Below are 6503 nucleotides of genomic sequence, written 5' to 3'. Positions count from 1 at the left end.
GTTGTCTCCTCTTTTTTTTTTTTTTGGCGGCCCTGTCTTGGGGGTTTTGGGTTGGGGTGGCGGGCCTGTCCCGCGCGGCCGCCCGCTACCGTCAACTAAAAGGGCTGCGTTAGGTTCGGAAAGCTCCCGTCGCAGTTGGTCAAGTCAACCCGCTTCAGCGCAATCAGAAAGCCCTGCCCCTGCGCCACGAGCGTGTGCGAATAGGTGCCGCCGAAGACGCGCTGCGGCTTGCCGTAACGGTCCTCCAACATGATGAACTTCGAGCGTACGAAGAAGCGTGTTGCGTCCTCCTGCTCCCGTACGTCGAGAACGGTGACGTTCGACACGACACGGATGCACTGTGACTCGGGATCCTGGCAGTGCATCATAGTGTGATTGAGTCGCTGCACTCGCGTCTTCAGCGTATGCTTGTCATCGAAAAAAAGTGATACATGGTCGAGCCATGACGTCTGTCCGCGCTCGGCCGGAACCCAGTACACCGCGTCGTCTGCGAACAGGTTGCTCCATTCGTCGAATTCACGTTCGTCGAGTAGTTGAGCTTCGGCTTCGATAAACGCACGAACTTCTGCCGCGCGGGGGTGCTGCAAATGAGCTTTGGAAAGCGTCTGGATTTCGTTTTTCATAGTCACTCCGTCGCCCCTTGCGCGCCCATCAGATCGCGCCATGCGATATGCTGCGCGCGCTGTCCAACTTCACTCGACCTGGGTCCGAACAAGACGCCCTTACCTTCGTCGATTTCATCGCCGAGACCCTTGGCGACAAGGAACCACTCGGCACCTTCTGTCGCTAGTCCTTCCTGGCAGCGTTCAAATGCTTCAAGATCGTCGCTTTGTATGAACGACGATGCCGAGTGCGTGATGTTTACGTACTTGACGAGATCCGTAGAGATGACGTCGGGCGCACCAACGAGCCTGACTGGCCAGATTTCGATCTCCGTGCGGTCAACTGCGACGGCGCGGATGACGCGAACAGACGTCTGCGCAATCAGGATGTCTACGCTCGGGAATAGCGTCATCGAATGGCGGCGATTCTTTAGAATGTCCTTCGTGCGCTCTTCGCCGTACGCATCGATCATCATCGCCCGGTATTCGTCCCACACACCTCCCGACTGCTCCTTGTCGAAGAGGGAGGCTTCCGAGCTATGCCCTTTGAGGAAGCCGCGCACGCCCGTCTGCGCGACGACGGCTTCGCCATTGGCCGTGAAGAACGCCGCGTCCCCGCCCTGCTTGCCGGCACGTCGTTGAAATTGTCGCCCGTCGGGTCCCACAGTGGACGCGTGGCATGCAGCGGGGTGATACATGTCGGCCTGATTCTCCAACTGTAGCTTCCAGTTGCCATCGAAGTGGTAGCGATGACAACCCGAGGCAAACTCAATCTTGCCGACGGGCGATCTGTCCGTCAGCTCGTCAATGCCGCGGCGCGCTTCACCCAGATATTCTTCCAGTGACTCGACGTCCGCATTGAACGATGCAAACACGAAACCTCGATAGGTCTCCACTCGGGGCAATGCGACCATACCTGAGGCCCGCTCTTCGAGCACGCGGCCGGGGAAGTCCGCCTTCATCGGAACGCCGGCCAGGGTGCCGTCGGGTTTAAACCCCCAACCGTGATACATGCAGGTGAATACTTTAGCGTTGCCGCGCCTGCGGTTCAGCACCTTGGCACCACGGTGGCCACAGCGGTTGAAAATGACATTGACGCTTCCCTCCGGACTCCGGCTCAGCACGACTTCCTGTCCGACCAGCGTCGTGCAGTAGTAGTCGCCTGGATGTGGAATCAAGCTTTCATGCCCGACGTACATCCAGACCTTCTTGAAAATCTTTTCCTTTTCAAGTTCGAAGATTTCGGGGTCGACGTACATCTTGCGATGCACGCGGTCTTCCCTTACCAATGAACGCAGGTAGTCACTGCTGTAGGGCATCAGATACTCCTTTTTTGACGCAGACGGACGCCAAGTATGAGGACGGAGGAAATGCGACCGCTGAAACGCCGGTCTCTTCAATAGATGGTCGGCACACGAGGCCAGGCAGGCTGCCACATAAGGCTACGCGCTTCCTCTGGTGGCCTGCGACAACTATTGGGCGTCAGATTATTGGCACAATAAAATGTCGTCACCCGATGATTTTTCATCCACTGACTGAGAAAAATTCACCCTGCCATGAGTCGCCCGGTCCCGCTGACTGCGTTGAAAACGTTCGAGGTTGCAGCACGCCTGCTCAGCTTCAAGCGCGCCGCTCAGGAACTCAATGTCACGCCAACGGCCGTCAGCCACCAGATCCAAAACCTCGAAGAGATGCTCGGCACGAAGCTGTTCCGGCGACTACCCAGCGGACTGGAACTCACAAGCGCTGGCGAAGTAGCGTTACCCAGCCTCAGAGATGGCTTCGGCAAGCTGAGAGAGGCCGTCGAACTGATTGGCAGCGCAGGAGCCGGCGACGTGCTAACGGTTCTCGCGCCGCCCTCCTTCGCGATGCGATGGCTGATGCCGCGCCTGCACCGCTTTGCGATCCGACATCCCCGCATCGATGTGCGCGTCTCCACCAGGATGCGGCAATTCGGCTATCGGACGCTAGGCGGAACGCGCGCGACCGACTCGGGCACCCTGCAGTCGTGGTGCGAGGAACTCGACGTCGTGGTCACGTTTGGCACCGGGAACTACGCGGGGTTGGCCGTGACCTCGTTATTCCCGGTGACTATCACACCTTTATGCGCGCCCGAGCGGCTACCTGCGTCCGGCATGAACACCATCGACATTGCACGTATTCCGCTGTTGCACGACGACCGTGGCCTGATGTACGACCAACGCTCTTACTGGGACATCTGGGTGCAGGCGCAAAGCCTCACCGGTATCGACACTACGGAAGGGATGCATTTCTCGCATTCGATACTGGCGCTCGAAGCAGCAGCCGAGGGTCTCGGCATCACAGTGACTACGCCGGCGCTCGCCCGCGAAGCGCTGGCTACCGGCAAGCTGGTTGCACCGTTTTCACTTGAAGTGCCCCTGCACTATGGGTACGACCTGGTTTCAAATGAGAATGTGGCTCGACGCGAGGCGGTCGAGGCATTTCGTGTTTGGGCAATTGAGGAGGCGCGCGCCGAACGCGAACTAAACGAGCGAATCGAACGGCGACGTGAATATTGACTTACCGGCTGCGGGCACAGACTATGCACGAGCCTCGTTATCGAGCAAGCGCTCGCGCAAAGCATAAATTTCCTGCTCAACTCCAGGGTCGTCGACGTTCAGGCGCCTGGAGATCAACAGCCATTCATTCAACGCGTCACAACGTCGTATGAGCCCCTGGCATGCCAGGAGCTCGTTCAAACTCGCCTGGCGGCGTTCGAAACGCAAGAGCGTGGCGTTCGCTTTTTCCAGGTCACGCGCGAGCGCTTCGGACCCATCCTCCCCGAAATCGTCGAGCGCGCCGAGATCGGCCACTCGACCTAGGATCAGGAACCATGCACTGGCACATAGCAACACTGTCTCGGCCGCTCCGAAATGCCGCGCACAAAATATGACCGCGACGAAAAGCGAAGCGAGGTGCAAAGAATAGAGCAGGGAAATCCAGCGCACGGTGTCGCCTCACGCAACGTAGTTCTCGAGCGCACCAATCTGGGGGACCGAAACACGTACCCGGTCACCAGGTCTCAAATAACGTGGCGGATTGAAGCCGAGCCCGACACCCGCTGGCGTGCCCGTCGCTATCACATCGCCGGGTACGAACGAAATCGACCTGCCGATCGTCCGAACCAGCGTGGGAATATCAAATATTAACGACGATAGCAACGCTTTTTGACGCACCTCGCCGTTGACCTCGCAGCGAAGCTCGAACGCGTTCACATCGCCTGCCGCATCGGCGGTTACGATGGCGGGGCCCATCGGACAAAAGGTATCGATACCTTTGCCTAGCAGCCACTGACTGTGATGCTTCTGCAATCCGCGCGAGGTCACATCGTTTATAAGCGTGTAGCCGAAGATAAATGACCATGGGTCGTCTGTCTCGGTGCAACGTCCCGCCTTGCCAATGACGACTGCGAGTTCGGCTTCATAGTCGACACTTTCCATAGGATCTAGCGCCGAGTCTATCGCCGCACCGGGACCAATAACAGAGCTCGGCGGCTTCGAAAAGATAATCGGTGCGGGTGGCACTGCGCCACGCGCGGCGCTCGAGTCAAACCCGCTACTGGCAAACTCGTGTGCGTGATCGTAATAGTTCTTGCCGACGCAAAAGATGTTGCGATGTACGTCGGGTATCGGCGCCAGTAGCGTCACACCCGACAACGGCTCCCTTTTGTCACCGGCTTCCACTTCGCTCTCCAACGCATCGCGCAGACGCTCGTAACGTTCAATGAGTACGTTCATGTCGTGCGAGCCGACGGTCTCAGTGACGTCCACTACAAGGTCTTCGCCCGTCAGTGCGCCAATACGTCGTTCGCCACCAAGTGCAAAGCTGATCAGTTTCATGTCATGTCACCCGTAGTAACTTAGTCTCGAGCCCGCACTACCGCCTCGACTTCGACCAGAAACTCTTCCTTCACGAGTCGGTCTACGATGAGCAGCGTGTTGGGTGCATACAGGTCAGTGGCAAACAGCGATGGGAACAGCTCAGCCCGGCAGCGCATGAAGTTCGGTATATGCTGCGATGCGACGAGGTAGGTGGTGAACTTGGCAACGTCGTTGAAGTCACAGCCAACACCTTTGAGCACGTCCCCGAGATTTTTGAAGACCTGCTTGAACTGCGCATCAAAGTCGCCGACGCCGACGACCGAGCCGTCTGCCCCCACCGCGAGCTGTCCTGCAACGAAAATCATCTCTCCTGCCTTGACGCGTGCGAGATGGGAATACAGGCCTTGCGCCGGGCAGGCGCCTTCAGGATTCACGTACTTGACGGACTGACTCATGAAATGGTCCTTGTCGGTTGAAGTTGCTAAGAAATGAAGCGCAAAGTGGTATCGACCGTCTGAAGCAGATGGCCGATACGGCGCGCCTTGACTCGAGGCGGTTGGCATCTCGACTTCAATATTGCCTGGAAACGTTCGCGAATAACGAACACGTGACGATGATACGAATCTACGAAGGCACCGCGCTCGGTAAGCGAAGCCGCTGATCAGGTGCGTAGCAAAGGATCACTGCACCAACCGGCCGCTACCACTTGCTTCATCGTATTCGTACACACCGTTAAGGAAGATCTTGGTGCGTTCATACCATTTGCGCTGCCGCGGCGGGGGGGGCGTACGATCGATGGGTCGCCCGCCCTTGAAGATGTAGTCGAAGTCCTTTGGCCTCTGGAGCAGACTGATGTCATCAAGGGGATTGCCGGGTACCACGAGGACGTCGGCAAGGCGCCCTACTTCGAGCTTACCGACTTCATGACCGAAGCGTTGCAAGAGACGCGTCGCGGCAAGCGTGTTCGCATGGATTGCCTGCAACGGGGTAAGCCCGAGCAGATCGACCAAGAGTTGCATTTCGCGTGCATGCCATTGGCCGTAGGGCACAGGTGACCAGCCGCTCTCGCTACCAGCGATGATGGGCACGCCAGCTTCGTAAGCGCGACGCAGGTTTGAGCTCGCCGCCTCGATTTCAGCACGGAAGGCTGCGGCGCCCGATGCGCCGGCATTGCTCTGCTTCGCTTCGACAAGGTTCACTAGAAGGGTGAGCGTGGGCGTGATGACGCATCCATTTTTGAGACAGGCCTCGATTCCTTCGTCGTCGATATATGAAGCATGGAAGAGGTTGTCGAATCCGGCCTGCGCCGAATAGAGCGCGGCGTCTCGCGAACGCGCGTGAACGCTGCAGATCTTGCCGAGCCGGTGTGTTTCCTCTGCGATAATGCGGAACTCCTCCAGCGTAAATGCCGACGAGCCCAACGCGTCCGGCGTTATGAGGTTGTCGTTTGAACCGGACACCTTGATCGCATCGACTTCGTCCTTGACCTGAAGACGTATCTGTTCAACGAGATCTTCGCGCGTCTTCACGAGCACAGCGCTCTGCCCAAGCGGAAACGGCATCTCGTTAGGAAATGAGTCCTCGAGTCCCTGGTGATTCGTGAGCTGCTTGCCCGACACCGCAAAGCGCGGCCCCTCGAACATACCCGTATCAATCGCATCTCTGACGGCCTGTGCGATGTTATATGTCGTGGCTGCGTCGAACGCGCTAGTCACGCCTGCCTGCAATACTTTCTTCGCGTAATAGAGGGCCTTCGCTGTGCGGAATTCGACCGGCGTGTAGAGGGCGTTTTCCTCCTCCGACCGCGATTCGCCGAACGAAATATGCGTGTGGCCGTCGACCAGCCCGGGCATGAGCGTACGTCCGGGCAGATCGATGACCTCCAGCTGACGGTCGGTATGTGCCGCCGGCAAATCGCGCGCGGCACCGACCCACGAAATTCGTTCGCCTTCGATCACAAGCGCGCCATCCTCGACCGGCGAGTTCAATGTGCCGTCGATAATCCTGCCTTTAAGCAGATATCCGTTCGAAGTTGCCATGGTATAGAGGTCCCTTACTG

General features: G+C 58.1%; 7 protein-coding genes. 1 reads left to right on the top strand and 6 read right to left on the bottom strand.

The features are described from left to right. Nucleotides 1-95: 95 nt before the first annotated feature. Nucleotides 96-623: an aromatic-ring-hydroxylating dioxygenase subunit beta gene (locus QCE49_RS32920; protein WP_250460535.1), complete on the bottom strand. Its 528-nt coding sequence runs from the start codon at nucleotides 621-623 to the stop codon at nucleotides 96-98. A gap of 2 nt (nucleotides 624-625) precedes the next feature. After that, complete coding sequence (locus tag QCE49_RS32915; RefSeq protein ID WP_250460537.1) at nucleotides 626-1921, bottom strand: Rieske 2Fe-2S domain-containing protein; 1296 nt, start codon at nucleotides 1919-1921, stop codon at nucleotides 626-628. Between the two features lie 237 nt (nucleotides 1922-2158). On the opposite strand from QCE49_RS32915, the gene QCE49_RS32910 reads away from it, so the two are divergent. Then, a complete protein-coding gene (locus QCE49_RS32910; RefSeq protein ID WP_250460545.1) occupies nucleotides 2159-3142 on the top strand; it encodes a LysR substrate-binding domain-containing protein in 984 nt (327 codons plus the stop codon). Between the two features lie 21 nt (nucleotides 3143-3163). Here QCE49_RS32910 and QCE49_RS32905 read toward each other — a convergent pair whose 3' ends face one another. The 4 genes from QCE49_RS32905 to QCE49_RS32890 all read right to left on the bottom strand — a co-directional run bounded on the left by QCE49_RS32905 (nucleotide 3164) and on the right by QCE49_RS32890 (nucleotide 6483). Further along, nucleotides 3164-3571: a hypothetical protein gene (locus QCE49_RS32905; RefSeq protein WP_250460547.1), complete on the bottom strand. Its 408-nt coding sequence runs from the start codon at nucleotides 3569-3571 to the stop codon at nucleotides 3164-3166. A gap of 9 nt (nucleotides 3572-3580) precedes the next feature. After that, on the bottom strand, nucleotides 3581-4462 hold the full coding sequence (locus QCE49_RS32900; protein WP_250460549.1) for a fumarylacetoacetate hydrolase family protein: 882 nt from the start codon (nucleotides 4460-4462) through the stop codon (nucleotides 3581-3583). A 20-nt stretch (nucleotides 4463-4482) separates the two neighbouring features. Further along, entirely contained in the window at nucleotides 4483-4899 is a 417-nt protein-coding gene (locus QCE49_RS32895) for a RidA family protein (protein WP_250460551.1), read from the bottom strand. A gap of 225 nt (nucleotides 4900-5124) precedes the next feature. After that, nucleotides 5125-6483, bottom strand: a complete 1359-nt coding sequence (locus QCE49_RS32890; RefSeq protein ID WP_250460553.1) for an amidohydrolase family protein — start codon at nucleotides 6481-6483, stop codon at nucleotides 5125-5127. Nucleotides 6484-6503 lie beyond the last annotated feature (20 nt).

This window comes from Caballeronia sp. LZ008 (assembly GCF_031451435.1).
GTDB classification, from domain to species: Bacteria; Pseudomonadota; Gammaproteobacteria; order Burkholderiales; family Burkholderiaceae; genus Caballeronia; species Caballeronia zhejiangensis.
The sequence above is the reverse complement of the archived record's forward strand: the minus strand, read 5'-3'. Positions and strand labels throughout refer to the sequence as shown.

Bases quoted from the DNA above. Each gene is read 5' to 3' on its own strand.
- QCE49_RS32890 (WP_250460553.1), bottom strand. From the start codon at position 6,483: ATGGCAACTTCGAACGGATATCTGCTTAAAGGCAGGATTATCGACGGC.
- QCE49_RS32910 (WP_250460545.1), top strand. From the start codon at position 2,159: ATGAGTCGCCCGGTCCCGCTGACTGCGTTGAAAACGTTCGAGGTTGCA.
- QCE49_RS32895 (WP_250460551.1), bottom strand. From the start codon at position 4,899: ATGAGTCAGTCCGTCAAGTACGTGAATCCTGAAGGCGCCTGCCCGGCG.
- QCE49_RS32900 (WP_250460549.1), bottom strand. From the start codon at position 4,462: ATGAAACTGATCAGCTTTGCACTTGGTGGCGAACGACGTATTGGCGCA.
- QCE49_RS32915 (WP_250460537.1), bottom strand. From the start codon at position 1,921: ATGCCCTACAGCAGTGACTACCTGCGTTCATTGGTAAGGGAAGACCGC.
- QCE49_RS32920 (WP_250460535.1), bottom strand. From the start codon at position 623: ATGAAAAACGAAATCCAGACGCTTTCCAAAGCTCATTTGCAGCACCCC.